Source organism: Chitinimonas taiwanensis DSM 18899 (genome assembly GCF_900119825.1).
GTDB lineage: Bacteria > Pseudomonadota > Gammaproteobacteria > Burkholderiales > Chitinimonadaceae > Chitinimonas > Chitinimonas taiwanensis.
The window spans coordinates 39,585-64,250 of record NZ_FPKR01000015.1; the positions used below are offsets into that span (position 1 = coordinate 39,585).

The following is a 24,666-nucleotide window of genomic DNA, read 5'->3' on the forward strand; positions in this document are numbered from 1 at the left end:
GTCTGTAACGCAAGGCGCTTGGGCCAGGAAATTCGGCGCACAATGCGCGCCTGTTTTCTTCACCTTGTCCCCATGCCCGTGCTGGATATCGAACTGACTGCCCCGCAAACCGTGCAGGGTCAACGCGCGGCCTACCAGTCGCTATGGCTGCTGGTGCGCCTGTGCCAGGCCAGCCAGCTCAGCGGCGGTGCCGGCGTGCTGCGCTTGGCCGAGCTGCGTCAGCAGTTCGCCGATACGCGCAGCCTGCGCATGCTGGTCAGCCGCGCCTACCGCGACTTCGCCCGCTGGGGCGTACGCGCCGGCTGGGGTGACGATGCTGGGCGCGACCCGCGCTTTCTCAATCCGGCCGGGCGCAGCCAGGGCCCGTTCTGGCTGGCCCAGGCCGAGGCGGCCCAGCTGCGCCTGCTGGTGGAAGGCCGCCCTGCCACGCCCTCGGAAGTGGCCGATTTCCTGGGCCAGGAAAGTCCCGATGCCGAGGCCGGCATGGCCAGCGTCCGTGGCGTAGATTTCTGGCTGGCGCTGGCCGCCGCCCAGCAGGACCTGCGCCAGGGTCATCTGCTGGCGCGGCTGGATGCGCAGGGCCTGGCCAGCCAGCGTGGTGCCCTGGCCGGTTTCAAGGCGGCCGGCGTGCTGGCCGAGGCCGGCTTGCAGCAGGCGCTAGCCGCGCTCGGCGAGGCCAGTGTCTGGCGCCGCCTTGATGATCTGGGCGCGGCGCGCCAGACCCTGAGCCAGCTGCGCCGTGCGCTCAAGGATGGTGGCGAGGGGGAAAGCGGTTATCTGGATGCCATGGAGCAAATCCTGTCCGCCTGGGTGGCCTGGGGCCAGCGCGAGGCCGGCCAGGCCGAGGCGATTCTGGCCGGCATGCGCGCGGCCGAACCCCGCGCCTCGGTGGTGCGCCACCATCCGCGCATCCGTTTCGAGTGGTACAACCTGTCCGCGCTGATCAGCCGTGCACGCGTGCTGAATGGGCAGGGGCCGGACCTGGCGCTGCGCCGCCAGGAAGCGGCCAGCGCACTCGATTACTTCGGCCGTGCACTGGAGGCCGCCTTCGAATTCGGCTCCTTCGATGCGGCCCAGCAGGTGGCGGCCAATATCGGTATGGCGATCTGGCTGTTTGCCGGCGAAGGCCTGTGTGGCGAGCCCAGCAGTGCCGGGCCGGAGGCGCTGCGCTGGCTGCTGTTGAGCGAATGGTTGTGCCGCTGCGCGGGTGGCGGCCCGTCGGCCTGGAATGCCATCTATCTGATGCGCATCGCGCGCGGCCAATGCCCGCGCCAGGCCGAACCCAGCCGCGCCGCCTTTCATGCCTACCAGCCGATCAGCCCGGCCGATATCCACCGCCAGGCGGGCGCCTTGCCCTGGATAGAGGCCGAGGCACTGCTGCCCGCCAGCTGGCTGACCCTGGCGGAAAGCCTGCTGGCCGAACTGGCCGAGGGCCGCGCGCGCTACAGCCTGCTGCAGCGCTGCGGCCTGTGGCTGGAACATGCGTGGTACGCCGCCCACGCCGGCCAGGATGCCGCCGCACAGACCTCGCTGCAGCGTCTGGCGCAGGAAATGCACGGCCTGCCACTGTCCGACCGCGCCTATTTCCAGTCCTGCTGCCGCCAGCTGCCGCTGCTGCACAGCACTTCAGCCACTTGATTTGCCGCAAGGCCGGGCGTGGCGCGGCCGTCTATGCTGGCCTGGCGGCATGGTGCCGCTTAGAGGCAAGGAGCCGGCATGCAGCAGCCCCCATGGCACAGTCTGGACCTGAACGAGGTATGGGCACGCCTGGCCAGCCAGCCAGCCGGCCTCAGTAGCGCCGCCGCTGCGCAGGCGCTGCGCGTGCATGGTCCGAATGCGCTGCCCGAGCCTGCGCGGCGTAGCGCAATGCGCCGCTGGCTGGGCCAGCTCGACAATGTGCTCATCTATGTATTGCTGGCCGCCGGCTTGATCACCGCCTTGCTTGGCCATGCGCTCGACGCGGTGGTGATCTTCGCCGTGGTGCTGATCAATGCCCAGGTCGGTTTTCTGCAGGAAGGCCGCGCCGAGGCGGCTTTGCATGGCATACGCAGCCTGTTGACCCGCGAAGCACTGGTGCTGCGTGACGGGCAGCGCCAGAGTATCGCCGCCGAGCAGCTGGTGCCGGGCGATGTGGTGCTGGTGCAGGCGGGCGACCGCGTGCCGGCTGATCTGCGCCTGATCGAGGCCTACCAGCTGCTGGCCGACGAGGCCGCGCTGACCGGAGAATCGCTGCCGGTGGAAAAAAGCGCGACGCCCTGCGCGCCGGATACCGCGCTGGCCGAGCGGCGCTGCCAGCTTTGGTCGGGCAGCCTGCTGCGGCGCGGCCAGGGCCTGGGTGTGGTGGTGGCCACTGGCCCAGCGGCCGAGATCGGCCGCATCGGCCAGCTGGTGGCCGAGGCACATAGCCTGGATACGCCGCTGACCCTGGCGCTGGCGCGTTTTGGCCGCCAGCTGGCGCTGGCCACCCTGTTGCTGGCGTTGCTGACCTTTGCGGTCGGCCGCCTTGTGCATGGCCTGCCGGCCGATGAACTATTTATCGCCGTGGTTGGCCTCGCCGTGGCAGCGATACCGGAAGGCCTGCCGGCCATCGTGACCATCACCCTGGCGCTGGGTGTGCGGCGCATGGCCGCCCAGCGCGCCATTGTGCGCCGCCTGCCGGCGGTGGAAACCCTGGGCGGCGTGTCCACCATCTGCACCGACAAGACCGGCACGCTGACCCGCAATGAGATGACCGTGCGCGCGCTGCTGACCGCCGAGGGCGATTACCAGCTCAGCGGCCTCGGTTATGCGCCGCATGGTGGGCTGAGCGATGCCCAAGGCCGGCTCGGCATGCCGCCGGTGGCCGAGCTGATCGCGCGCGCGGCGCTGCTCTGTAATGACGCCGATCTGCGCGAACAGGACGGCGAGTGGCAGCCAGTGGGCGACCCGACTGAGGCGGCGCTGGTGGTGCTGGCCTGCAAGCTCGGCCTGCAGCCTGCCTACGAGCGCGAGGCCTGCCCACGCAGCGATGTGATTCCCTTCGACCCCGAACATCGGCTGATGGCCAGCCTCAACCATGACCACGCCGGCCATGGCCATATCTGGCTCAAGGGCGCGCCCGAGCAGGTGCTGCCGCGCTGCGAGCGCGCCTGGCAGTCGGGCGGCGCTCAGCCCTTGCAGCTGGACGCCTGGCAGACGCGCGCCAATATCCTGGCCGGCCAGGGCATGCGTCTGTTGGCGCTGGCCATGCGCAGCACGGCCCAGCGCGAGCTGAGCTTTGCTGATCTCGATGAGGGCTTTGTCTTGCTGGGCCTCGTGGCCATGCAGGACCCGCCGCGCGAGGAAGCGCGCCAGGCGGTGGCGGCCTGCCAGGGCGCCGGGGTGGGCATCAAGATGATTACTGGCGATCGGCCTGATACTGCGCTGGCCATTGCCCGCGAACTCGGTTTCGCCCGCAATGGGCGGGTGCTGAGCGGCCAGCAGCTCGATGCGCTGCCCGCGGCTGACTGGCCCTTGGCTGTGCAGGAAACCGAGGTGTTTGCGCGCGCCAGCCCCGAGCACAAGCTGCGCATCGTGGCGGCACTGCAGGCCGGCGGCGCCGCTGTAGCGATGACGGGCGACGGGGTGAATGACGCGCCGGCGCTCAAGCAGGCCGATATCGGCGTGGCCATGGGCCAGAAGGGCACCGAGGCCGCGCGCGAGGCGGCCGGCATGGTGCTGACCGATGACCGCTTCGACACCCTGGTGGCCGCGGTGCGTGAGGGGCGGGTGATCAATGACAATCTGAAGAAGGCGATCCGCTTCATCCTGCCCACCAATGGTGCTGAGGCCCTGGTACTAGTGGCGGCCGTGCTCTTGGGCATGCAGCTGCCGATCAGCGCGGTGCAGATCCTGTGGATCAATATGATCACCGCGGTGACCCTGGCGCTGGCGCTGGCTTTCGAACCGCCCGAGGCCGATGTCATGCAGCGCCCGCCACGTCCGGCTAGCGCGGGCCTACTGGATGGCTTTCTGCTCTGGCGCGTGTTCTATGTGTCGGTGCTGATCGCGGCCGTGGCCATGGGTCTGTTCCACTGGGAACTGGCGCGCGGCATGAGTGAGGCGGCCGCACGCAATGCGGCGGTCAATGTGTTGGTGGCCGGCGAAATCGCCTATTTGTTCAATAGCCGCTATCTGCGCGCCAGCGCGCTCGGCGCCCATGTGCTGCGCGGCAACCCGGCCATCTGGTGGGTGCTGGCCGCGCTGATCCCGGCCCAGCTGCTGTTCAGCTACTGGGGGCCGATGAACCGGCTGTTTGAAGTCGCCCCGCTTGATCTCGCCGCCTGGGCACGCATCGGCCTGCTGGCGGCGGGCGTGTTCATCGCGGTGGAGTGCGAGAAGGCGCTTGGGCGATACTGGCACGCAATGCGGTCCTAGCCCGATTGGGCGGGCCAGGGCGCGCGCGTGCACAGATTGAGAGTGGATAGATGTTGCTGCTAGCGTTCTTACCCGGCCTGATCGTATTGATGGTGACCCTCAGCGGGCAGTCCAGCCTGCGCAAACCGTGGCTGTTCTTCAGCCTGGCACTCCTGGCCAGCTACCTGATCCTGATCGTCGGCGGCGTGGTATTGCTGGCCGGGGTCGGGGTATCGGGCACGACGGGGGCGGGCGCCGAGGGCGCGCGCGGCATGCTGCTGGTCGGTGGTCTGCTCGGCCTGAGCCTCTTGCCGATGGCGCCGCTTCGGCACTGGCTGCGTAAGCCCTGAACCGGCTCAGCACAGGTCCAGCAGGGCGGGCAGATCGCTCAGATGGGCCTTGGCCGCCGCGCGCAGAGCGGGCGAGCGCTCGCCGATGGCGAAGCCGCTGTGCGCAGCGCGCAAGAGGCAAAGATCGTTATCGCCATCCCCTACCACCAACACCTGTTCGAAACGCTGGCCGGCGATGTTTTCCAGATGGCTGAGCACATTGCGTTTGCACACCGGGTGCAGCTGGCAGCCGTGGCTGGCCTGGAAGAAGGGATTGATGCGCAGCTGGCCGGTGGCCTGGCGTTGTTCGAACTGCATGATGTGACCCAGGCCGAAGTGGGCGAACACGCGCCGGCGCACCACTTCGGCGGCAATGAAATAGCTGTCCGACACCACGCCCACCGTGTAGCCGCGCTTTTTCAGTTCGATAAGGGTTTGTGCGGCACCGCTGCGCAGCGGCATGGTCTTCGCCACGCGGATGAATTCGCTTTGCGGCACGCCCTTGAACACCGCGGCAATCGCGCTCGAACGGGTGGCGGCATCGGCTTGTGGCTGGTCGAGATGACGCAGTAGCGCCGCTTCGCGCCCGGTGGCACGCGCCAGTTCTAGGGCAAAGCGGCCCTCCAGCAGCGTGCCGTCCATATCGAACAGCGCAAGCTTGCTGGACAGGCGCACGCGGGCAGCCAATTGCTCGATCTCGGCCGATAGCTGGCGCTCTTCCTCGGCCGCCGCGCGCAGGGTGGCGATATCGTAGCGGCCGGCTTGCTCGGCACGGTCGAAGATCACCCGCGATACCTCGGTGGCCATACGCGCCAGATTGGCCAGCGGCTGCGGGTCATGCTCGATCTGGCCGACATTCACTTCCACGATGCGCGCGCCGGCCAGATGGGTATCGATGAGCAAGCCGATATCGACGCCATAACCATCTTCGATATCGAGCCCGAGCAGAAAGTCACGCCGCCCGGCCACGATGCCGCCCAAGGGCTGCTGAAAACTGCTCAGTTCGGGGAAGAAGGCCTTCAGCAGCGGCTTGGCGGTCAGCTCGGTCACCCTGCCGCCACTGCGACCGAAGCGCGCCTTGACGAAGTCGGCCCCGTCCTGCAGGGGCGCATACAGCTGGTCGAGCAGCGTCTCGTCCAGGCCGCGCAGATCGCCATCCAGAAAGGCCACATAGTCATTGCGCGCCAGCATCAGGCCGTCGTGCATGGATACGCCCTTGCCCAGCATGCTGCTGGTGAAGACCTGGGCGCCGGCGGCCAAGGCCAGGCTGGCTGATTCATCGGTCGAGCCATCGTCGATGACCAGTACTTCATCGACCAGCGGATTGCGCCGCGCGAAACGCACCACATCGGCAATCGTGTCCGCCTCGTTCAGGATGGGAATGACTACGCTCAACATCGCTGTTTCCTTCTATTTCCTAAATACGACAGATAAACGCCAAAGCGCCACACTGCGCGGCCATGGCGCCCACGTGCCTACACATTCGACTGCTAGAATCCCCGCAAACTCAACACATTGCGGAGGCGGGAACCATGAAGCGGGTGATCTTCAACCAGAAGGGCGGGGTGGGAAAATCGACGATCGCGGTCAATCTGGCTGCGATTGCCGCGCATGAGGGCAAGAAGACCCTGCTGATCGATATCGACCCGCAGTGCAATGCCAGCCGCTATCTGCTCGGCGAGGCGGCCAAGACGGCTAGCCCCACCCTGGCCGATTACTTCGAGCAGACGCTGAACTTCAGCCTGTTTTCCAAGCCGGCCAGCGCCTTCGTACACCCGACCCGCTTCGAGAATCTATTCATCATCCCTTCGCATCCCGAGATCGGCGAACTGCAGTCCAAGCTCGAATCGCGTCACAAGATCTACAAGCTGCGCGATACCTTGAACGAGCTGGGCAAGGAGTTCGAGGTGATCGTGATGGATACCCCGCCGGCTTATAACTTCTTCACTCAATCGGCGCTGATCGCTGCCGATGCCTGCCTGATTCCGTTTGATTGCGACGATTTCTCGCGTCAGGCACTGTATACGTTGATGGAGAACGTGGCCGAGATCCGCGCCGATCACAACGACGCTCTTCGTATTGAGGGCATTGTGGTCAATCAGTTCCAGCCACGCGCCAGCCTGCCCAAGCAGCTGGTCGATGCGCTGCGCGAGGAGGGGCTGCCGGTGCTGAACACCCATCTGTCCTCCTCGATCAAGATCCGCGAGTCGCATCAGCGCGGCCTGCCCATGGTGCACCTAGATGCCCGCCACAAGCTGAGCCAGGAGTTCCTGGCCCTGCATCAGGAACTGGACGCCGCCTGATTCCGCCCCGGCCATGCGCAACCGTACGCCCCGGCTACTGACTGCCCTGCTGGCCTTCGGCCTGCTGACGGCTGCGCTGTGGTTGATTCTGGCCGAGCGTGATCTGGAGCGGCAGCTGGCCCAGCAGCGTACGCTGGCCAACCAGCATCTGGCCCAGCAGGAGGCCATTCTGCGCCGTGCCCTGCATGGCCTGGATGCGCTGGAAGCGCTGCTGGCCAGCCAGCCACGCCCGCAGCCCGCGCACTTTCAGCAGCTCAAGCGCGCGCTGCAGGCCACGGCCGGCGTGCAGGACCTGTTCGTGGCCGAGCCGGTCAGCGCGGCCGGGCGCGATGCTTTCGAGCAGCGCTGGCGCGAGCTCTACCCGAACTATTCGCTGCTATTCCGCAGCCCCAGCAGCCAGCGTCTGCGTCTGCGCTCCACCGAATGGCTGGACTTCCTACCGGTCGTGTATGGCGACCCCTCGGCCAGCGCACGCTTTGGCCTCGGGCTTGATCTATCGGCCGAATTCGACCTGATCCCCGACACCCTGGCCGGCCAGCCTGGCCAGCGCGCGCTATCACGCCCATTCCGGCTGGAGAGCGGCGAGATGGCGGTGCTGGCGCTGAGCTGGCAACGCACGCAGGGTCAGGGCCGCCTCTTGGGCAGCGTGCTGGTGCCCGCGCAGCTGCTGCGCCATATGTCGGAAACCCATGGTTGGCTGGATGTGGCCGAGGATGTGAGCCAGGCTGGCGAGGTGCTGGGCCTGCAGCTGAGCACGCTGCGCCCGAGCGGCCCGCTGCTGGCCGAGCGCCGCATCGAGCTGGCCGGGCGGCAATGGCGCCTGGCCAGTTATCGGAATGCGGTACCCGGCCTGATCGCGCCCGAGGTCGGTTGGATGATAGGCCTGGCTGGCCTGGTGCTCTGGCTGCACCTGGCCATGGTCTGGTGGGGGCAGCGGCGTGCCAAGGCCGAGTTGCTGCGCCTGGTCGAGCCGCCCAGCCCACAGCCCTCGCCCGACACGCTGCGCAACCAGCAGCGCCTGCATGCGCTGTTGGAGACCAGCCGCGAGGCCATCCTGCTTGTCGACGATTTGGGCCACGTGCAGCAGGCCAATCCGGCCGCCGCGCAGCTGTTCGGCTATCCGCCCGAGCAGCTGGCGGGCATTAATCTGCCACTGCTGCTGCCCGAGCTGAACCTGGCCGCCGAGCCGCCCGAGGAGGCGCAGCTGGCGCGGCGAAGCGGCGGTAGCATGTTCCCGGTGCTATTGCGCAGCAGTGCGGTGCAGGACGACGGCGTGCGCATCCTCATCCTGTGCGATAACAGCGAGCGTCGGCATGCCGAGCGGCTGTTGTTTGAGAGCGAGCAGAAATACCGCGCGATTCTGGATACCGCCCAGGTCGGCATCTATCTGCTGCAGGACGGCAAACTCCAGTATGTGAACGCCGCCTTCGCCGCCTGCTTTGGGCGCATGCCGGCCGAGATGATGTTGCGCAGCAGCCTGGAGGAACTGGTCACGCCGGGCTGGCAGGCTGCGCTGGCCCTGGTGCTCGACCCGGTGGAATCGGGCGGCCGCCCGAGCGAGCTGCTTATGCAGCGCCCCGATGGTAGCAGCTTCTATGCGCTGCTCAGCGCGCGCCCCACGGTGCTGAACCGCCAGCCGGCGCTGGCCGGCTCGCTGCTTGATATCAGCGAACGTAAGCGGGCCGAGGAGGCACGCCTGCGCGCGGAAATCCGCAATGTGGCGATTCTGGAGGCGATTCCCGATCTGATGCTGCAGCTCGATGCCGAGGGCAAGGTCATGGACTGTCGCGCCCAGGCTGGGGGGGGCGAATTCGGCCTGACGCCCGAGTGCGTGGGCCAGCATTACCGGCTTGGCCTGCCGCAGTCACTGGTGCTGCCCCTGCAGGAGGCGCTGGCCCAACCCAAGGGTGTGCGCCTGCACAGCTTTGAATACAGCCTGGGTCTGCCCAGCGGCCTACGCCAGTTCGAGGCACGCCTGACCCCGGCCAGCGAAGGCGAATGGCTGCTGATGGTGCGTGATATCACCACCCGCAAGGCGATCGAGGCCGAGCTGATCCGTCATCGCGACCATCTGGCTGAGCTGGTGCGCGAGCGCACCGCCGAACTCGATACCCTGTTTGCCGCCAGCCCCTTGCCAACGCTGTTTCTGGCGCGCCGGCACATCCTGGCCGTCAACCAGGCCTTCGTGACCCTGTTCGGCTACCCGGCCGACAAGCTGATCGGCGCCTCGATGCGCAAGCTGCACGATGATGACGCCGAGTTCGAGCGCATTGGCAAGATCGCCTACCCGCCGCTACGCGAGGGCGGCGTGGTGCGGGTGGAAGTGCGCTACCGCGCGGCCGATGGCTGGCTGGTGCTGTGCGAAGCGTTTGGTAAGGCCATCGACCCGAACGACCCGCAGGCCGGTTCGATCTGGGTATTTCAGGATATCGGCGAGCGGCGCGCGGCCGAGGAGGCGCTGCACCGTGCCAAGGAACTGGCCGAGGCGGCCAGCCATGCCAAGTCCGAATTCCTGGCCAATATGTCGCACGAGCTGCGCACGCCCATGCATGCGGTGCTCAGCTTTGCCGAACTGGGCGAGCGGCGCGCCGAGAGCCTGGCCGACGAGAAGCTCGGCCACTATTTCAGCCGCATCCGCAGCAGTGGCCAGCGCCTCTTGCACATCCTCAACGATCTGCTCGACCTGTCCAAGCTCGAGGCCGGCAAGATGCGCTATGAGATGCGCATGCTCGATGTGCAGCCGCTCCTGCGCGAGGTGGCTGAGGAATTCGCCCCGCTGGCCCGCCCGCGCGGGGTGGAGATTGTGCTGGCCGTCGACCCCGATCTGCCCGCCCTGCGTGGTGATGCGCTGCGCCTGGGCCAGGTCTTGCGTAACCTGGTCGGCAATGCGCTGCGCTACAGCCCGGATGGTGCACAGATCATCCTGCGCGCCGAAAACGCCGGCAAGGAACTGCAGCTGATGGTGGAGGACGCCGGGGTCGGCATTCCGCCCGAGGAATTGGGCTTGATCTTCGACAAATTCGTGCAAAGCTCGAAAACGAATACCGGCGCCGGCGGCACCGGCCTGGGCCTTGCCATCTGCCGCGAGATCGTCGCCGCCCATGCCGGCCGCATCATGGCGGAGAACCGCGCCGAGGGCGGCGCACGCTTCCGCGTCTGCCTGCCCTGGCAGGCTTGAGCGCGCCGGCCTTGCGATCGATTCTTGTCTGACAGGCCGCGGATCTCGGTGTATAAATCCTTGGCTAGGAATAAGGAAACGCTAATGGTATCTCCCAAACCCGCCACGCTGCTGCTGGTCGACGATGAGCCCTTCAATCTGGAGATTCTGGCCGAGCACTTGATCGAGGCTGGCTATCTGATCGAAATGGCCCACGATGGCGAGGCGGCCTGGGATTGCCTGATGCAGGACGCGCGCCGCTACGATGCCGTGCTGCTCGACCGCATGATGCCGGGCCTGAATGGCATGGAAGTGCTGCGCCGCATGCAGGCCAATGCCCAGCTGTCCACGCTGCCGGTGATCATGCAGACCGCGGTTGGCTCGGCCGAGGCGGTGCGCGAGGGCATGGAGGCGGGCGCTTATTACTATCTGACCAAGCCCTTCGAGCGCGACATCCTGCTGGCCATCGTGGCGGCGGCCGTGGCCCAGCATCGTCTGCACAGCCAGGCCAAACGTGCGGCCGAGAACCCGCTCGATGCCATGCTGCTGCTACAGGCGGCGGAATTCCAGCTTGGCACCCTGGATGAGGCGCAGCGCCTGGCTGGCTTGCTGTGCCGTGGCAGCAAGCAGCCGGAGCGGGTGGCCATGGGCCTGACCGAGCTGATGGTGAATGCCATCGAGCACGGCAATCTGGGCCTCGGTTATGCCGAAAAAAAAGCCATGATGCAGACTGGCCGCTGGCGCGAAACCCTGGAAGCGCGCCAACGCCAGCCCGAATTCATCGACAAGCGTGTGCGCATCAAAGTCGCGCGTCAGGACGATCTGCTACAGGTCGAGGTCTGCGACGAAGGCCAGGGCTTCGAATGGCAGCAGTATCTGGAGTTCGATCCAGCGCGCGCCTTCGACCCAAACGGGCGCGGCATCTCCATGGCCCGTGCGATGAGCTTTGAATCGCTCGACTATCTGGGCGCCGGCAACCGCGTGCTGGCCACCATCAAGCTGGCCTGATCGCGCGGCGACGGCCGCCAGTAGCGCGGCTGCCGCGCTGCTTGGCTATGCGCCGACCAACCTTGTGCATCGAAGCGCAGCGTGACCGCCCCGGCCACATCACTACGCCATACCGCGCTGCCCGCCGCCTGGTAGCGCGCCACCACCTCGGGGCGCGGATGGCGAAAGCGGTTCTGGTAGCCATTGCTGGCCAGCGCCAGTTGCGGCGACACCGCCGCGATAAAGCCGGGTGAGGATGCACTGTGCGAGCCATGGTGCGGCATCAGCAGCACATCGCTGTCCAGCGCGCTGTGCGCCGCCACCAAGTCCGCTTCCTCGCGCCGGCCGATATCGCCGGGAATCAGCAGGCTGCCGCCCGGCCCCGCGATGCGCAGCACACAGCTGCGCGCATTGTCATCCTCGCCGTCCGCCGCCTGCGTCGGGTGCAGCAGCGTAAACACCACCCCATCCCACACCCAGTGCTGGCCGGCCTGGCAGGGTAGCTGGCGCGCGGGCAGCGCGCTGTGCAACAGGGAACGCGGTAGCGCGCCGTGCAGGGTATGCACCGGCAGCTCGGCCAGCAGGGCGGCGGCACCGCCGGTATGGTCGCCATCGTCATGGCTGAGCATCAGCACATCGAGCGCCCGTACGCCCAGCGCGCGCAGCCCGGCCGGCACCACGCGCCCACCGCCACCCTCCGGTCCGGCATCGAAAAGCAGCGCATGTTGCTGGGTCTGCACCAGCACGGCCAGGCCCTGGCCCACATCAAACACGGTGGCGCGGAAGGTGCCGGCCGTCATGGGCGTTTGGCGCGGCAGCAGTAAGGGCAAGAGTAAGAGCGCTGCCAACCAGCGCCCCGGCACGCCGCGTGGCAACAGCAGCAGCGCCACCGCCAGCGCGGCCGGCAGCAGTGTCCAGGCCGGCGGCTGCGCCTGCGACCACAGCGCCGCCGGCTGGCCCAGCGGGCCGATCAGCCACAGGGTGGCGGCCAGTACGCTATGGCCAAGCACAAGCAGCTGGCCGCTCGGGTCCACACTGCCCAGCAGCGCGAGCGGGGTGACCACGGCGCTGATGGCCGGAATGGCCAGCGCGTTCGCCACCGGCGAGCTGAGCGGTAGCTGTTGGAACAGCACCAGCAGGAGCGGCAGGCTGCCCAGCGTGGCCGCCCATTGCACATTGCCCCATTGGCGCAGCCGGCTGCGCCAGTCCAAGCGGCGGCCCTGGTGCCCGCTCAGCGCCCACAGCATGGCGCCCACGGTCAGGAAGGATAGCCAGAAGCCGGCCGACAGCACGGCCCAGGGGTCAAGCACAATCACCACCGCCAGCGCTGCGCACCAAGTGGTGGACACCGCCAGATGCCGGCCGCTGAGCAGGGCCAGTGCGGCGGTGCCCAGCATGAACAGCGTGCGCTGGGTGGGCACCGAAAAGCCGGCCAGCAGGCTGTAGGCGAGGGCAGCCAGCACGCCGGCCAGCAGCGCCGCATGGCGGGCTGGATAGCGCAGGGTCAGCCTGCTGGAACGCCGCCATAGCGCGCCCACCAGCCCACCAAACAGGCCGGCCAGCAGCGTGACATGCAGACCGCTGATCGACACCAGATGGGTAATGCCGGTGGCGCGGAACAGCTGCCATTGCGCCTGGCTGATGCCGCCCTGCTCGCCCACCACCAGGGCCACCATCACCCCGGTATAGCTGCGCTCGCCCAGACTGGTCTGGATGTGCGCAGCCAGCCGCGCGCGTAGCGCATGCAGAAAGTGGCTGGGGCTGGGCTGGAAGTCGTCCAGCAGTTGTCGCCCACGCTTTTGCACGCTGCCGGTCGCCCCTATGCCCTCGCCCAGCAGCCAGGCTGCGTAATCACTGCCACCGGGGTTCAGGCTGCCATGCGGGCGCTTCAGGCGCAGCTGCAGCTGCCAGTGCTGGCCGGGCTGCCAGGCGGTAGCGGGGCGAGTGTAATCATTCAGCAGTAAAAGCGGCGGCACGCCGGGCGGAGCCTCGGTAACTTGCAGGCGAAAACGCGGCCCATAGCGCGAAGGTTGCGGCAGCCCCAGCACGTTGCCTTGTACGTTCAACACCTCGCCCTCCAGCGCCGCGGGCAGCCACTGCGCAAGCCGGCTTTCCGCCCGCCAGCCCGCATAGGCAAAACCCAGGCAGAACGCACACAGGCAAACCAGCGCCACGCGCCCAGGCCGCCACTGCCGCGCCAGCAGTGCGCAGGCCACGGTCAGCATTAGCCAAGGCCATAACACCGGCAGCTGCGCCTGCCACTGCAGACATAGCACGCCAGCCACGTAAGCAAGCACGGCCAGCCGCACGCGTCCTCCTCAGTCATTTATTTGATGGTTTGCTTCATCCTAGCGACTGAATGGCGGGATGTTGAACAGCCATGCTGCTGGCAACGAGGCAGATGTCGCAGCGCTGGAGACAGTGATGGATTCAGCCGCTTGATCAGCTCAAGGCGTGTTGCCCCACTTGCACGCCCGGGTTTCCTCGGCAGCGCTTATCTGTCCCTCAATGCGATAATCGCCGGCAATACCACCCAGCCACCGCGCCCTTCTATTGTGTCCACCATCTTCAGCAGCGACTCCGCCACCAACAACACTTTGCCCGGTCTCTACTGCGCAGACCCGGCCCGATTGGCCGAGGCGCAGGCGCTGGCGGACTCGCATGGCTTTGCGCTGCTGGCCGCCTTGCCCGATGCCGGCCATGCGCTGGTGCTGGATGGTGACAAGCTCGCCCTGCATAGCCTGGGCAAGGGTGCGCCGGGGCCGGTGTGGGTGGATTTTGTGGCGGGGGCGCTGGCCTGGCGGCGCAAACATGGCGGTGGACGGGGGCAAGGGGTAGCCAAGGCCTGTGGGCTGAAAGCGGGTGCCACGCCGCATGTGCTGGATGCCACGGCCGGCTTGGGGCGCGATGGCTTTGTGCTGGCTACCCTCGGTTGCCGGGTCGACCTGATCGAGCGCTCGCCGGTGGCGGCGGCGCTGCTGGCCGATGGCCTGGCGCGCGCCGCGCAGGACCCCGAGGTAGCCGAGATCGCCGCGCGCATGACCTTGCATCAGGGCAGTAGTGCAGATCTGCTCGCCCACTGGCGTGGCGAGCGGCCCGAGGTGATTTACCTTGATCCGATGTTTCCCGAGACCAAAGCCAAGTCCGCGCTGTCCAAGAAGGACATGCACACCTTTCAGCAGGTAGTGGGTGCCGATGCGGACGCCGATGCGCTGCTGGCGCCGGCTCGTGCGCTGGCCAGCAAGCGCGTGGCGGTCAAGCGGCCGCGCCATGCGCCGCTCCTGGCGGGCGAAAAGCCCGCCTTCAGCCTGGAGGGCGATAGCGTACGTTTCGACATCTATTTGCCGCTGAGCCCCTAGCGCTTGCTTGGTTTGCGGGGAAACCCTGTCGTGCAAGCGTAGTCGGGCGCGGCTAGACTACGCGCCAGTCCGGTGACCTACCGGCCGGCGATATCAGACAGGCCGCCACGAGCGGCCGGCGGAGACAAGCATGGCAATCAGTGTGTTCGACCTGTTCAAAATCGGCATCGGGCCGTCCAGTTCCCATACCGTGGGGCCGATGCGCGCGGCGCGGCAATTCATGCAGCGCATCGAGCGCGCGGGCATGCTGGCCCAGGTGGCCAGCATCAAGGCCGAGCTGTATGGCTCGCTCGGGGCCACTGGCAAGGGCCACGGCTCGGATATCGCGGTGCTGCTAGGCCTCATGGGCGAGGAGCCGCAGCTGGTGGATACCGATGCGGTGCCGGCACTGATCGCCGCGGTGCGCAGCAGCAAGCGCCTGCACCTAATGGGTGCACACGAGATTGCCTTCGAGGAGCCGCAGCACCTGGTGCTGCACAAGCGCAAATCGTTGCCCTATCACCCGAACGGCATGATCTTCGCCGCCTTCGCCGCCGATGGCAGTGAGATCGAGCGACGGGCGTATTACTCGGTGGGCGGCGGCTTCGTGGTGGACGAGCATGCGGTCGAGGGCGGCTTTACCCCGCCGACCGCCGAGGTGCTGACCCATCCCTTCAATACCGGCGCGCAACTCTTGGCCCTGTGCGAGCGCGAGGGCAAATCGATCAGCCAGCTGATGCTGGAGAACGAGCTGGCCTGGCGCAGCGAGGCCGAGGTGCGCGAAAAGCTGCTTGGCATCTGGGCGGTGATGCGCGCCTGTGTGCAGCGCGGCTGCAAGACCGAGGGCATTCTGCCCGGCGGCATGAAGGTGAGGCGCCGTGCGGCCGATCTGTTCCAGCAGCTATCCAGCAAGCCCGAGGCCGCGCTGCGCGACCCGCTGACCGTGCTGGACTGGGTGAACCTGTACGCGCTGGCGGTGAACGAGGAAAACGCTGGCGGCGGCCGCGTGGTGACGGCGCCCACTAATGGCGCGGCCGGCATCGTTCCGGCCGTGCTCCACTACTACGCCAACTTCGTGCCCGGCGCGAACGAGGACGGCATCGTGCGTTTCCTGCTCACCGCCGGGGCAATCGGCATCCTGTTCAAGACCAATGCGAGCATTTCGGGTGCCGAGGTTGGCTGCCAGGGCGAGGTCGGCTCGGCCTGCTCGATGGCGGCTGGTGCGCTGTGCGAAGTATTGGGTGGCATGCCCGAACAGGTGGAGAACGCGGCCGAGATCGGCATGGAACACAATCTGGGCCTGACCTGCGACCCAGTCGGCGGCCTAGTGCAGGTGCCGTGCATCGAACGCAATGCGATGGCCAGCATCAAAGCCATCAATGCGGCACGCATGGCCTTGCGCGGTGACGGCAAGCACTTCATCTCGCTCGATAGAGTGATTCGTACCATGCGCGATACCGGGCGTGATATGCATATCAAATACAAGGAAACCGCGCGTGGCGGACTGGCCATCGACATCGTCGAAGTGCCGGTCAATGTGGTCGAATGCTGACAGCCTGTCGGCGCTAGCCGCATTCTGCGTCCGTGCCGGCGCCGACTGTCTGGAGCGGGCCGACAGCCAGCCCAGGCTGCAGCTAATCTGAGCCCATGTTCACAACAAGGAGCGCTGTCATGACTGAAGTGATGCTGTCCGAGGAGGCCGAACGTTCGAGTTCGCAGCTGGTGCTGGCCATCTATATCCTGATCGCGGTGTCGGTGTTTACCGCCATGTGCACCGGCATCATCGGGGTGATCATTGCCCATATCAAACGCGATGAAGCGCGTGGCAGCTGGCTGGAATCGCATTTCGACTGGCTGATCCAGACCTTCTGGTATTCGATAGCTGGCTATGCGCTGGCGGGTTTGCTGGCGCTGACCATCATCGGCATCCCACTGGCCGGCCTGCTGGTGGTGGCGACCTGGTTGTGGAGCGTGTATCGCCTGGTGAAGGGCTTTCTGCAATGGAATGAACGAAAGGCTGTATTGGCGTGAGGGTGTTGTTGCAAAGAGTGAGTAGCGCCGCCGTGGCGGTGAATGCGCAGACCGTGGGCCAGATCGGCCCCGGTCTGTTGTTATTGGTGGGGGCGGAGGCCGAGGATGGCCCGGCCGATATTGCCTGGCTGGTGGGCAAGATCAGCAAGCTGCGCGTGTTTGGGGATGCGGACGGGGTGATGAACCGCTCGCTGCTGGATACCGGCGGTGAGGTGCTGGCGGTCAGCCAGTTCACGCTGTTTGCCAGCGTGAAGAAGGGCAACCGCCCATCCTGGAGTCGCGCGGCACCCGGCTTGGTGTCCCAGCCGCTGTTCGATGCCTTCGTGGCGGCCATGGCGGCCGAGATCGGCAAGCCGGTACCGACCGGGGTATTCGGCGCCGATATGCAGGTGAGCCTGGTCAATGACGGGCCGGTAACGCTGCTGCTCGACTCCCGTCACCCCGAATAAGGGGCGTCCCGGCTTGACGAGCCCCATCGCCGCGCATACAGTGCGGCCCATAGCGCCGATTTGAACCATCAGCTTGCGGGCGCTTAATAAATACGGCTAAAGCGTGGTGAAGCTGCAAGGCGCTACTGCATCAAGCAAGGCAATAGCGCCCGAAACAGCCGCAAACCCGCTGGCCACTGAAAAGTGCAGCGGGTTTTTTGTTTTTCGTTTCAACGCGCCGATTTAATCGACAACTTGCGGGGCGCGTGGCAGCTGGGCTGCCGAATCCAGAACCGCTAAAGCGCCGCCCCGGTCCGGGGCTTCGCTGTCGTACAACCGCATCGGAGCTGCCCATGTTTGACTGTCTGGAAACCCATACCCCCACCACCGACTGCCGTGCTGTCGCACCGCAGGATGCCGCCACCCTGGCCTCGCCGCTGACCGCTGTGCAGATCAGCCGTCGCCACCCGGGCCGCAGCTGGTTGCGCTTGCGTGGCCAGGGCGCGCAGGCCGCCCAGCTGGCGCGTGCGCGCGAGGTGGCGCTCTATCTGGATGCCGAGGTCGAAAGGCTGGATGACGGCAGCCTGCTGATCGTAGGCCTGAACCTGAATGCCACGCTAACCCTGAGCGAGCGCTTCGGGCGCGAGCTGGCCTGCGAAGCGCAGATCGCCAGCGCGGCCCAGTACGGCTAGGCGCGCCTGGCTGCGCGCTGTCCCTGTGCGGGGCGGCGTGGGCGGCTAGAATGGGCTGTCCTGCCCTCAGGGCGTTTTTCAAGCGCGCTTTGCCGCGCTGCCTGTTGCCATGCCGCATACCGTGTCCCGCTCCCAGCCTATCCGTACCGAAGCCCGCGCCCTCTGGCAGCTGGCCTGGCCCATGCTCATCGGCCAGCTGGCCACCGTGGGCATGGCGGTGGCCGACGTGGCCATGGCCGGCCATGCCTCGGCTGAGGACTTGGCCGCCGTTTCGTTGGGTGCCTCGGTCTGGTCCATTGTCATCGTCACGCTGATGGGGGTGATGATGGCGGTCAACCCCATCGTCGCCCATCATGTTGGCGCTGGCGAGCACGCTCGCATTCCGCATGTGGTGCGTCAGGCGCTGTGGAAGGCGTTCGGGGTGGGCTTGTTGGCCATGGCCGCTGCCAATCTGTCGGCCCTGGTGTTCGACCATATGCAGATCGAGCCGGCCGTACGCGATATGGCCAAGGCCTTCCTGCATGTGACCAGCTTCGCCTTGCCGGCCTTTGCCTGTTATCGCGTGCTGTATGGCTATAGTGCGAGCCTGAACCAGACCAAGCCGATGATGGTGATTGCGCTCGGGGCGCTGGCGCTGAATGTGCTGCTGAACTGGCTGCTCATCTATGGGCGCTTCGGCCTGCCCAAGCTGGGCGGGGTGGGCTGCGCCTGGGCCACGCTGTTCTGCGTGTGGTTCAACCTGATCGCGCTGATCGTCTGGATGCACCGCGCGCCGGTCTATCGCAGCTCCTGGCCGCTCAGCCATTTCGAGCCACCGCATTGGCCGGAAATCCGCCAGCTGCTCAAGGTGGGGCTGCCAATCGGCGTCACCTATTTCGCCGAGGCAAGCGCCTTTGGCCTGATCGCGCTGCTGGTGGCCAAGTTCGGCACTGCCCAGGTGGCGGCACACCAGATCGCGCTGAATTTCTCCTCGCTGGTCTTCATGGTGCCGCTCAGCCTTGGCGTCGCCATGCTGACCCGCGTCGGCCATGCCTTGGGCGAGGGCGACCCGGTCGCGGCGCGTTTTCGCTCCTGGGTCGGGGTCGGCTTATCGCTGGCTTTCGCCACCTTGTCGGCCAGCTTTATTGCACTCTTCAATTGGCAGATCGCGTCTGCCTATACCTCGGATGGCAATGTGGCTGCGCTGGCCGCGCAGCTGCTGATCTTCGCCGCGCTGTTCCAGCTCTCGGATGCCACCCAGGTTGCCACCAGCTGCGCGATCCGCGGCTATAAGGTGACCCGCCCGCCGATGCTGATCCACCTGGCCGCCTTCTGGGGCTTCTCGCTGCCGCTTGGTTGCGTGCTAGGCCTGGCGCCAGACTGGCTGCCCTGGCGCCCGGTCGAAGCTATGGCCGCCAAGGGCTTTTGGATTGCGCTGGTGGTCGGTTTGACGGTAGCTGCACTGGGCCTGAGCTGGTTCCTCGATAGATTGTCGCGTAGCCGCTTGCCCCGAGCCACCACGTAGAAAAACGGCCCAGCGGGGCCGTTTTTCTTGGGCTGGTACTAGGCAGGTGGCCTCAGTCGACCAGGCCCTGGAACAAGGCCGTGGACAGGTAGCGCTCGCCATAGGACGGGATGATCACCACGATCAGCTTGCCGGCGTTCTCGGGCCGGGCCGCCACCTGCAGGGCCGCCCACACCGCCGCACCGGACGAAATGCCGACCAACAGGCCTTCCTCGGTGGCCATGCGCCGCGCGGTGCTGAACGCGTCCTCGTTCTTCACGCGCAGCACTTCATCGTACAGATCCGTCTTCAGCACACCGGGCACAAAGCCCGCACCGATGCCCTGGATCGGATGCGGGCCCTTGGGACCGCCGCTCAGCACCGGGCTGGCATCGGGCTCGACGGCAATCGCCTGGAAGCTTGGCTTGCGCGCCTTGATCACTTCGGTTATGCCGGTGATGGTGCCGCCGGTGCCCACGCCTGAAACCAGGATATCCACCTGGCCGTCGGTGTCAGCCCAGATTTCCTCGGCCGTGGTTTCGCGGTGGATCTTGGGGTTAGCGGGGTTTTCGAATTGCTGCGGCATGAACCAACCATGCTCTGCGGCCAGTTCCTTGGCCTTGGCAATCGCGCCGCCCATGCCGTCCGGGCCGGGGGTCAGCACCAGTTCGGCGCCATAGCCGCGCAGCAGTGCGCGGCGTTCCTTGGACATGGTTTCCGGCATGGTCAGCACGCATTTATAGCCGCGCGCCGCGCACACCATGGCCAGGCCAATGCCGGTATTGCCCGAGGTCGGCTCAACCACGGTATCGCCCGCGGTCAGTGTGCCATTCGCTTCGGCGGCATTGATCATGCTCACCGCGATGCGATCCTTCACGCTATGGGACGGGTTGAAGAATTCCAGCTTGGCCACCACGCGACCGGGCATTCCCTGTGTGACGCGGTTCAGCTGGACCAGCGGGGTCTTGCCGATCAGCTCGGTAATATCGTTGGCAATGCGCATGGGGGGCTCCTTGGGAATGGGCTTAGGGGGTCTGAGGCGTGATTCTAGGCCAGTCGCGCCGCTACAATGCAGTCGATTCCATTGTTTTGAGCCTGTCATGAAGATCTATACCGTGGGTGGCGCGGTGCGCGACCAGTTGCTGGGCCTGCCAGTCAAAGACCGCGACTATGTGGTGGTGGGGGCAACGCCCGAGCAGATGCTGGCCCTGGGCTACCGCCCGGTGGGCAAGGATTTTCCGGTCTTTCTGCATCCAAGCACCCATGAGGAATACGCGCTCGCGCGCACTGAACGCAAATCGGGCAAGGGCTATAAAGGCTTCAGCGTGTATGCGGCGCCCGATGTGACGCTGGAGGACGATCTGGCGCGGCGCGACTTGACCATCAATGCGATGGCCGAGGATGAGGACGGCGAGCTGATCGACCCCTATGGTGGTCAGGAAGACCTGGCGCGGCGCCTGCTGCGCCATGTGGGGCCGGCCTTTGTCGAGGACCCGGTGCGCATTCTGCGCCTGGCGCGCTTCGCCGCCCGGTTCGACTTTGCCGTGGCGCCCGAGACCCTGGCCCTGTGCCGCGAGATGGTCGCGCTGGGCGAGGTCGACCATCTGGTCGCCGAGCGGGTCTGGGCCGAGCTGGCCAAGGGACTGATGGAGGACCGCCCGGCGCGCATGCTGCAGGTGCTGCGCGATTGCGGCGCGCTGGCGCGTTTGCTGCCCGAGCTGGACGCGCTGTTTGGCGTGCCGCAGCCGCCGCAACACCATCCGGAAGTCGACACCGGCCTGCATATGCTCTTGGTGCTCGATTACGCGGCCGCGCAGGGCTGGCCGCTCGACACCCGTTTTGCCGCGCTCTGCCACGATCTGGGCAAGGGCAATACGCCTGAGGCCGAGTGGCCGCGCCATATTGCCCATGAACAGCACGGTGTCGCGCTAGTCGAGGCGCTGTGCGAGCGCATCCGTGTGCCCAATGATTGCCGCGAGCTGGCGCTGCTGGTCTGCCGTGAGCACGGCAATATCCATCGCGCGCGCGAGCTGCGCCCGGAAACGGTGGTCGAGTTGCTCGGCCGCTGCGATGCCTTGCGCAAGCCCGAGCGTTTTGCGCGCCTCCTGGATGCCTGTCTCGCCGATGCGCGCGGGCGCACCGGGCTGGAAGACTGTGCTTATCCGCAGGCTGCCTATCTGCTCGCCTGCCGTGATGCGGCGCGCGCGGTGGATGCCGGTGCGATTGCCGCCGCCACGGTCGACAAGGCGCAGATTCCGCTGGCCGTGCAACACGCACGCCGTGACGCGGTCCGACAAGTTCCCAAACCCCTGTGAAGGACACCTCATGCGTCTACTCGCCGTCTGGTTGATCAATGCCGTCAGCCTGCTGCTGCTGGCCTGGCTGATGCCGTCCATCCGCGTGGATGGCTTTGCCACCGCGCTATGGATTGCCTTCGTGCTGGGCCTGGTGAATGTGTTTATCCGCCCGCTGCTGCTTTTGCTGACCCTGCCGGTCAATCTGCTCACGCTTGGCCTGTTCACCTTTGTCATCAATGGCTTTTGCTTCTGGCTGGTGGCCGATTGGCTGGGTGGCTTTGCGGTGCCCGGCTTTGGCAGCGCCATCGTGGCGGCCATTGTCTACAGCGTGATCAGCTGGCTGGCCTCCAGCCTGCTGCTGGGCGACAAGGCGCAGGCATGAGCGTGCTGCGCCTGCCCGCCAGCTGGCTGCGCGGCGGCAGTTCGAAGGGCGTGTTCCTGCGCGCCGCCGATTTGCCCGCCGACCCAGAAGAACGTGATCGTCTGCTGGCGCGCCTCTTGGGCAGCCCCGACCCCTACGGGCGCCAGACCGATGGCCTGGGCAGCGGTGTGTCGTCCACCAGCAAGGTGGTGCTGCTCAGCCGCTCGCAGCGGCCCGATGCGGATATCGACTATCTATTCGGCCATGTGGCCATTGAAAGCGGGCGCATCGACTGGTCGGGTAGCTGCGGCAATCTGAGCGCGGCGGTCGGCCCGGCCGCCATCCTGGCCGGTTTGATCGCCGCCCCCGAGGCTGGCGAGCTGTTGGTGCGCATCTGGCAGGTGAACACCGCCAAGCACATCCTGGCGCGCGTGCCGATTCAGGATGGCCTGCCCGCCCAGCATGGCGAGCATAGTCAGGATGGCCTGGCCTTTCCCGGCGCACCCATCCAGCTCGATTTTCTCGACCCGGCCGGCAGCAGCGGCGGGCCACTATTCCCCACCGGCCAGCCCTGCGATCTGCTCGCGCCCGAGGGCATGGCGCCAGTGCCGGCAACCTTGATCGATGCAGCGAATCCCCTCGTCATTGTGGCGGCCAGTGATCTGGGCTTGCAGGGCGATGAGCACCCGGCGCAGCTGAACCAGGATGCCGCGCTGCTGGCACGCTTGGAAGCCCTGCGCTGCCAGGCCAGCGTGCGCATGGGCTTGGCGCCGGATGCGCAGGCGGCCGGTTTGCGCACGGCCACCCCCAAGCTGGCCTGGGTGGCCCCGGCCTGCGCGCACCTGACCCAGGATGGCCGGGCGATTGCTGCCCATCAGGTCGACCTGCTGGCGCGTACGGTGTCGATGGGCAAGGTGCATCAGGGCTTTACCGGCACCGGCACGATTGCGCTCGGCGCGGCGGCGGCCATGGCCGGCACCGTGCTCAGCCGCTTGCTGGGCGGCCCGCTGCAGGGACGGCCACTGCGCTTTGCCCATCCAGGTGGCATCAATGACATCGAACTGCAGATGCAAGCCGGGCGGATAGCCGCGGCGCGGCTGACGCGCAGTGCGCGCGTGCTCATGCACGGCGAGGTCTGGGTGCCGGCCTAGCCGATCCAGGCCTCGACGCGATTGCGGCCCTTGTGCTTGGCCGTATACAGCGCTTGGTCGGCCTGGGCGATCAGCGCATCCATGGCCTGCTCGGGCCGCCATTGCGCGACGCCGAAGCTCAGGGTCAGGCGGATCACGCCGCTCGGATAGCTGATCTGCAGCTCGGCCGCAGCCTGGCGCATGCGCTCGGCCACCCGGCGCGCCGCCTCCAGATCGCTGTCGGGCAGCAGGGCGACGAACTCCTCGCCGCCAAAGCGGGCCAGCACATCCATCTCGCGCAGCCATTCCTGGGCGGCGAGCGCCAGCTGGCGCAGCGCTTCGTCACCCGCCTCGTGTCCGTACAGATCGTTGATCTGCTTGAAATGATCGATATCGAAGATCAGCACCGATAGCGCCGTGTGCTGCCTGGCCTGGCGCTGGACTTCCTGTTGGGCTCGCTCGTGGAAGGCGCGCCGGTTCAGCAGCCCAGTCAGGCTATCGGTATTGGCCTGGGTCTCCAGCTGTTTGACTAGACGCTGGCGCTCTTCCAGCGAGAGCAGCAGGTGGCGGTTGGCGGCATCGAGCGCCTCGGTGCGCTCGGTCACCTGGTTTTCCAGATTGGCATTCAGCTCGGCCAGCTTGGTCTGTTCCTGCCGCAGCGTGGCCAGCAGATGACGCAGCGCATCGGCCAGCAGCTTGGGCTCGTGAAAGCGCTTATGGCTCGGCAGCACGGCATCGGCCTCGCCCGACTGCAGGCGATGGGCGACGCGGGTCAGCTCGCGCAGGGGCTGCGAGATGCGCCCGGCCAGCCAGATGCCGAACAGCGCGAACAGCACGGCGAAGCCCGCACCGATCGTCAGTACGGCGCTACGCAGCTCGCGCACCGGCGCATAGGCCTGTTCGGCATCCTGGCGCACCAGCACGCTCCAACCCAGGCCGGCGTAGTCGCCAAAACCCCGCGTGCTGACCACCGCGGTCAGATACCAGCCGCCATCCGGCCATTGCAGCAGCTGGCCGCCATCCTGATGTGCGCGGGTCAGGCCGGTCGGCAGCTTGGTGGCTTCGCGCCCGGCCGGTGCAAGCAGGATCTGCCCATTGCGGTTGAGCACAAAGGTCTCTACCCCCTTATTGCGCCGCCCCAGGCTGAACACGGTCTGCTCGATATTGCGTGCCCATTCCCAGGACAGGTGCACGCCCAGCACGCCGCTCAAGCGCCCCTGCAGATCAAACACCGGCGCTGCCACATCGACGAAGCGCAGCGGCTCGCCATTGGCGGGCGCGGGCAGCAATTTGGCCAGCAGCTTGGCCTCGTGCACATCGCCGACGAAAGGGCCTTCGCGACCGGCTTTGAACCAGGGGCGCGCGCCGACATTGGCACCCTCAAGCAGGCCGTCAGCAGAGTAGACAACTAGTCCATCGTTGCGGGCAAAGCCTATCCAGGCAATCTCGCCGGTGCTGCGGCGCAGCTTTTCCAGCACCAGGCGGTTATCGCCAACCCGGGTGGCTGGGTCGCGCAGCTGGCGCAGCACGGTCAGCGTGTCCACATCGCGCAGCCTTTCATACAGGCCCATGTCCAGGCGCGAGCGCATCTGCTCGGCCAGCTCGGTCAGCGCGGTGCCGATATCGCGGCGTATCGCGTCCGAGGCGATCTGGTTGATCGACCAGGAAATCACCAGCGCCATCAGCACCGACACCGCGCCAAAGGCGAGTGCCAGGGTGGAGCGTAGCGAAATGGTGGGCATGCGGGTCTCCTGCT

At 66.7% G+C, this 24,666-nt stretch carries 19 protein-coding genes; 15 read left to right on the plus strand and 4 right to left on the minus strand.

Going from position 1 to position 24,666, the window contains the following annotated elements; all coding sequences use genetic code 11:
• Positions 1-72: 72 nt before the first annotated feature.
• The 3 genes from BT173_RS17060 to BT173_RS17070 all read left to right on the plus strand — a co-directional run bounded on the left by BT173_RS17060 (position 73) and on the right by BT173_RS17070 (position 4,724).
• Positions 73-1,638: a hypothetical protein gene (locus tag BT173_RS17060; protein ID WP_084658810.1), complete on the plus strand. Its 1,566-nt coding sequence runs from the start codon at positions 73-75 to the stop codon at positions 1,636-1,638.
• A 78-nt stretch (positions 1,639-1,716) separates the two neighbouring features.
• Positions 1,717-4,395 carry an HAD-IC family P-type ATPase gene (locus BT173_RS17065; RefSeq protein ID WP_072429882.1) on the plus strand — a complete coding sequence of 893 codons (2,679 nt, stop codon included), beginning with the start codon at positions 1,717-1,719 and terminating at the stop codon, positions 4,393-4,395.
• 50 nt (positions 4,396-4,445) lie between these two features.
• Entirely contained in the window at positions 4,446-4,724 is a 279-nt protein-coding gene (locus BT173_RS17070) for a hypothetical protein (RefSeq protein ID WP_072429883.1), read from the plus strand.
• A 6-nt stretch (positions 4,725-4,730) separates the two neighbouring features.
• Here BT173_RS17070 and BT173_RS17075 read toward each other — a convergent pair whose 3' ends face one another.
• Positions 4,731-6,101, minus strand: a complete 1,371-nt coding sequence (locus BT173_RS17075) for a glycosyltransferase (RefSeq protein WP_072429884.1) — start codon at positions 6,099-6,101, stop codon at positions 4,731-4,733.
• Positions 6,102-6,235: 134 nt separating this feature from the next.
• Between BT173_RS17075 and BT173_RS17080 the strand changes: the two genes are divergently transcribed.
• From BT173_RS17080 to BT173_RS17090, 3 genes are all read left to right on the plus strand, one after another.
• Positions 6,236-7,006, plus strand: a complete 771-nt coding sequence (locus BT173_RS17080; protein WP_072429885.1) for a ParA family protein — start codon at positions 6,236-6,238, stop codon at positions 7,004-7,006.
• Between the two features lie 13 nt (positions 7,007-7,019).
• Positions 7,020-10,184 (plus strand): PAS domain S-box protein, encoded by a 3,165-nt coding sequence (locus tag BT173_RS17085; protein WP_072429886.1) that lies wholly within the window; start codon positions 7,020-7,022, stop codon positions 10,182-10,184.
• Between the two features lie 84 nt (positions 10,185-10,268).
• Positions 10,269-11,171, plus strand: a complete 903-nt coding sequence (locus tag BT173_RS17090) for a response regulator (RefSeq protein WP_072429887.1) — start codon at positions 10,269-10,271, stop codon at positions 11,169-11,171.
• On the opposite strand, the gene BT173_RS17095 is transcribed toward BT173_RS17090, so the two are convergent.
• On the minus strand, positions 11,123-13,459 hold the full coding sequence (locus BT173_RS17095; protein WP_072429888.1) for a DNA internalization-related competence protein ComEC/Rec2: 2,337 nt from the start codon (positions 13,457-13,459) through the stop codon (positions 11,123-11,125). The genes BT173_RS17090 and BT173_RS17095 overlap by 49 nt on opposite strands.
• A gap of 129 nt (positions 13,460-13,588) precedes the next feature.
• On the opposite strand from BT173_RS17095, the gene BT173_RS17100 reads away from it, so the two are divergent.
• The 6 genes from BT173_RS17100 to BT173_RS17125 all read left to right on the plus strand — a co-directional run bounded on the left by BT173_RS17100 (position 13,589) and on the right by BT173_RS17125 (position 19,143).
• Positions 13,589-14,509 (plus strand): class I SAM-dependent methyltransferase, encoded by a 921-nt coding sequence (locus tag BT173_RS17100; RefSeq protein ID WP_217651501.1) that lies wholly within the window; start codon positions 13,589-13,591, stop codon positions 14,507-14,509.
• A gap of 130 nt (positions 14,510-14,639) precedes the next feature.
• The gene (locus BT173_RS17105) at positions 14,640-16,040 is read left to right on the plus strand and encodes an L-serine ammonia-lyase (RefSeq protein WP_072429889.1); all 1,401 of its coding nucleotides are present in this window, start codon (positions 14,640-14,642) and stop codon (positions 16,038-16,040) included.
• Between the two features lie 119 nt (positions 16,041-16,159).
• Positions 16,160-16,519 carry a DUF4870 family protein gene (locus BT173_RS17110; protein WP_084658816.1) on the plus strand — a complete coding sequence of 120 codons (360 nt, stop codon included), beginning with the start codon at positions 16,160-16,162 and terminating at the stop codon, positions 16,517-16,519.
• The gene (dtd, locus tag BT173_RS17115; protein ID WP_072429890.1) at positions 16,516-16,968 is read left to right on the plus strand and encodes a D-aminoacyl-tRNA deacylase; all 453 of its coding nucleotides are present in this window, start codon (positions 16,516-16,518) and stop codon (positions 16,966-16,968) included. Before BT173_RS17110 ends, dtd begins: the two co-directional genes overlap by 4 nt.
• A 332-nt stretch (positions 16,969-17,300) precedes the next feature.
• The gene (locus BT173_RS17120) at positions 17,301-17,639 is read left to right on the plus strand and encodes a hypothetical protein (protein ID WP_072429891.1); all 339 of its coding nucleotides are present in this window, start codon (positions 17,301-17,303) and stop codon (positions 17,637-17,639) included.
• A 121-nt stretch (positions 17,640-17,760) separates the two neighbouring features.
• Entirely contained in the window at positions 17,761-19,143 is a 1,383-nt protein-coding gene (locus tag BT173_RS17125; protein WP_308417592.1) for an MATE family efflux transporter, read from the plus strand.
• A gap of 52 nt (positions 19,144-19,195) precedes the next feature.
• Here the strand turns inward: BT173_RS17125 and cysK are convergent, their stop codons facing one another.
• A complete protein-coding gene (cysK, locus tag BT173_RS17130; RefSeq protein WP_072429893.1) occupies positions 19,196-20,125 on the minus strand; it encodes a cysteine synthase A in 930 nt (309 codons plus the stop codon).
• A gap of 97 nt (positions 20,126-20,222) precedes the next feature.
• Here cysK and BT173_RS17135 point away from each other — a divergent pair, with 97 nt between their 5' ends.
• The 3 genes from BT173_RS17135 to BT173_RS17145 are packed head-to-tail and all read left to right on the plus strand — an operon-like array spanning position 20,223 to position 22,931.
• Positions 20,223-21,437, plus strand: coding sequence for a multifunctional CCA addition/repair protein (locus BT173_RS17135; protein WP_072429894.1), 1,215 nt, complete (start codon positions 20,223-20,225; stop codon positions 21,435-21,437).
• A gap of 10 nt (positions 21,438-21,447) precedes the next feature.
• Positions 21,448-21,801 carry a phage holin family protein gene (locus BT173_RS17140; RefSeq protein WP_072429895.1) on the plus strand — a complete coding sequence of 118 codons (354 nt, stop codon included), beginning with the start codon at positions 21,448-21,450 and terminating at the stop codon, positions 21,799-21,801.
• Positions 21,798-22,931 carry a PrpF domain-containing protein gene (locus tag BT173_RS17145; protein ID WP_072429896.1) on the plus strand — a complete coding sequence of 378 codons (1,134 nt, stop codon included), beginning with the start codon at positions 21,798-21,800 and terminating at the stop codon, positions 22,929-22,931. The genes BT173_RS17140 and BT173_RS17145 overlap by 4 nt, the downstream gene beginning before the upstream one ends.
• Here the strand turns inward: BT173_RS17145 and BT173_RS17150 are convergent.
• Positions 22,928-24,652, minus strand: a complete 1,725-nt coding sequence (locus BT173_RS17150; protein WP_072429897.1) for a sensor domain-containing diguanylate cyclase — start codon at positions 24,650-24,652, stop codon at positions 22,928-22,930. The genes BT173_RS17145 and BT173_RS17150 overlap by 4 nt on opposite strands.
• Positions 24,653-24,666: the final 14 nt, after the last annotated feature.

Bases quoted from the DNA above. Each gene is read 5' to 3' on its own strand.
- BT173_RS17145 (WP_072429896.1), top strand. From the start codon at position 21,798: ATGAGCGTGCTGCGCCTGCCCGCCAGCTGGCTGCGCGGCGGCAGTTCG.
- BT173_RS17140 (WP_072429895.1), top strand. From the start codon at position 21,448: ATGCGTCTACTCGCCGTCTGGTTGATCAATGCCGTCAGCCTGCTGCTG.
- BT173_RS17065 (WP_072429882.1), top strand. From the start codon at position 1,717: ATGCAGCAGCCCCCATGGCACAGTCTGGACCTGAACGAGGTATGGGCA.
- BT173_RS17090 (WP_072429887.1), top strand. From the start codon at position 10,269: ATGGTATCTCCCAAACCCGCCACGCTGCTGCTGGTCGACGATGAGCCC.
- BT173_RS17110 (WP_084658816.1), top strand. From the start codon at position 16,160: ATGACTGAAGTGATGCTGTCCGAGGAGGCCGAACGTTCGAGTTCGCAG.
- BT173_RS17120 (WP_072429891.1), top strand. From the start codon at position 17,301: ATGTTTGACTGTCTGGAAACCCATACCCCCACCACCGACTGCCGTGCT.
- BT173_RS17150 (WP_072429897.1), bottom strand. From the start codon at position 24,652: ATGCCCACCATTTCGCTACGCTCCACCCTGGCACTCGCCTTTGGCGCG.
- BT173_RS17080 (WP_072429885.1), top strand. From the start codon at position 6,236: ATGAAGCGGGTGATCTTCAACCAGAAGGGCGGGGTGGGAAAATCGACG.
- cysK (WP_072429893.1), bottom strand. From the start codon at position 20,125: ATGCGCATTGCCAACGATATTACCGAGCTGATCGGCAAGACCCCGCTG.
- BT173_RS17060 (WP_084658810.1), top strand. From the start codon at position 73: ATGCCCGTGCTGGATATCGAACTGACTGCCCCGCAAACCGTGCAGGGT.
- BT173_RS17085 (WP_072429886.1), top strand. From the start codon at position 7,020: ATGCGCAACCGTACGCCCCGGCTACTGACTGCCCTGCTGGCCTTCGGC.
- BT173_RS17075 (WP_072429884.1), bottom strand. From the start codon at position 6,101: ATGTTGAGCGTAGTCATTCCCATCCTGAACGAGGCGGACACGATTGCC.
- BT173_RS17135 (WP_072429894.1), top strand. From the start codon at position 20,223: ATGAAGATCTATACCGTGGGTGGCGCGGTGCGCGACCAGTTGCTGGGC.
- BT173_RS17105 (WP_072429889.1), top strand. From the start codon at position 14,640: ATGGCAATCAGTGTGTTCGACCTGTTCAAAATCGGCATCGGGCCGTCC.
- BT173_RS17070 (WP_072429883.1), top strand. From the start codon at position 4,446: ATGTTGCTGCTAGCGTTCTTACCCGGCCTGATCGTATTGATGGTGACC.